This is a genomic window from Psychrobacter vallis, from assembly GCF_904846715.1.
GTDB lineage: Bacteria > Pseudomonadota > Gammaproteobacteria > Pseudomonadales > Moraxellaceae > Psychrobacter > Psychrobacter vallis.
This window is the reverse complement of the sequence record NZ_CAJHBU010000042.1, coordinates 1-2,372: the sequence shown is the minus strand read 5'-3', so window position 1 is coordinate 2,372 and position 2,372 is coordinate 1. Positions and strand designations below refer to the sequence as shown.

Genomic DNA, 2,372 nt, shown 5'->3' with positions numbered 1-2,372 from the left:
CCGCCCATTTTTACCGCAAGTGGTAAACCATAACGATACTCAGGGGTTAGGTTGGTGGAAAACGTTCCATAGGTTAAAAATGGATACTGCACGATGCCTGCTTGTTTTTGAGCGATGATGTCTTGGGTGTCATTGACGGCGTAGTAGCTTTGAACACCTGCTTGTAAGACAGCACCAGTTAGATCGTGCTTGGTAAGTCCGTCGAGGGCTGCTTGATTTTCAGTTTGTTCAAACTGTTCTAGCTTTTCTTTGGCAGCTTCTAACGTACTTTTTGTATTCTCTAGCTGCTGCTGACTCAAGCCTTGTAAGTCATAACCAATCGCATGGTATTCACCTGCAATGATCTCTTTATCAGTACCACCATTGGCGTTTTTACCAGGGCTTGTGATATTCATTTTGCCACTGATGCTATCCCCAAGCTTATAATTGCTGCCTGTGACCAGTACTTCACCATTTAGCGTGATTTCAGGCGTCATAGTGATGCTGGTTGGTAGTCTGCTAGGCAGTGTACCATTCTCATCTTTTGGCAGATAGCTGAGTAGTTTGTCTTCGTCTGCTTGGCTTGCAGGCTTAAAGGACAGCGCTAAGGGCTTGCCTTGTAGCTGAACGGTGGCGATTTTAAAGTCTAAAGCAGGTGAGCTTAAACCTGCGTAGCCACCATAACGACCAACGTTTTCATACAGCACCATAGTGAAATAATGACGCATACTGTCGGGCAGCTCTTGATAATCAGATATCACCGTTCTGACTTGATACGGCAGTACAGGACTGAGCATTGAGCTATTGTAAGGCTTGATCGTGCTCGTACCCAGTATATCGCCTACCGTCGCGTCACTATGGTTTTGTTCGATATAGTTTTGGACTTGCGCTTGATAGTCTTCAATGGCTTGGTTGACCGCGCCTTGATTCAGGTTTTGTACGCTACCAGCCGCCTCATCAATGACCGCACCATCTTTGGCTTGTGCAATCAAGGCTTCAGCATTGAAGGGTACAGCTTTGGCAAGATCAATGCCTTCTGTACGCGTATAGGACTTATAACTGGCATCCAACGGTATCCACTGGGTCTGAGTATCATTATTGGCAGCGCCGCCACTGATGGCGTTAATATTGGCTTCGACCCAGACATGTTCCATACGTAGATGAGTAGCGACACTGCCATTAGTCATGGCCACATTGGGCACACCGCCTTGACCGAGCAGGTTCTGAGCCGCGCTGATGTTATTGACGCCGCCCACCCAGTCCATCGCTTGCTTGGCTGGAATATCAACCGTACCGTAGACGTAACGTGCCGGAATGTCTGAGGCGCGAAGGAGTGCAATAAGTAAACTTGCAGTATCAAAAGCATTACCACGCTTGGTCTGCATGGTATAGTCACTGCCTTGGATACTGCCATAAGTGGGCAAATACTGAATATTGTCATGTACCCATTTATAGATTTCAGCAGGATTGTTATTTAGCTCGGCTGCTTTGTCTATGATAGCTTGCGTGATTTGAATATCGGGCGTTTCGTTTAGATCAGCAGGCTGTACTTGAGCAGGTAAAGCATTTAATACCGTCCAATTACCAGCATCGGTTTGACCAGCAAGCCCCGCGACTTTATTGAAGTCGGTATTGATATTCGTTTGATTCAGTAGCATTTGACCAAAACGATATTCAGTATCTCGCCATTGATGCACCGCTGAATAAGGCTGTAGCTCAGCATTATAATTTGCTTTGCGCAGTACCGCGCTGTCCGCTTCGCTAACAATAGGCTTACGCACTTCACTATCAGGCATGCCCCACGGTAGGTTTTCTACATCGGTTTGCTGCTGTTTGGGTTGCCATTCTTGTATTTGTGTGTTGATAGCTGATATGGCATCCAAACTTTGATTTTCCGTTGTACTAGCACTCAACTGCTTAAATAAGCCATTCAAGGTTTGGTGGCGCGCATTGACTTCATTAATAAGATCGCGCTGATCGATAAAGTCTTGTTTATCAAAGACACCTTGCTGCATATTTTTGGTTTGAGCCGACAATTGAGCAATGAGGTTCTTTTGCTCATCATTCATGCGTGCTTGTAACTCAAGCAGTTGTGATTTTGTGTTCTGTAGTATTTCAGGATCAACGGCTTCAATGACTTCGCTATCATCAGTAAAAAGGCTAGTAATGCCATCAATGGTCTTTTGGTAGATGCTTCTACCTGCAAGCGTTTTTTGGCGTTGCTCTTGATAGCTTGCTTGTTCCAGTTGATACTTAGCAGTTAGGTTGACCAATTTGTCATAAGCATCATTACCAACTAAACTTTGCTTGGCGGCAAGCTCAGCTTTTATTTTGTCGTTAGCAGCCGCAGCTTGTGCTGGTAAGGTGATGACATTGAGCATCCCTGCGGTACA

1 protein-coding gene is annotated in these 2,372 nt (G+C 45.5%); it reads right to left on the bottom strand.

Going from position 1 to position 2,372, the window contains the following annotated elements; translation table 11 throughout:
- Positions 1-2,372 (bottom strand): transglutaminase-like domain-containing protein (locus JMY02_RS13475; protein WP_201599168.1); only part of this gene is annotated, 2,372 nt, incomplete at both ends.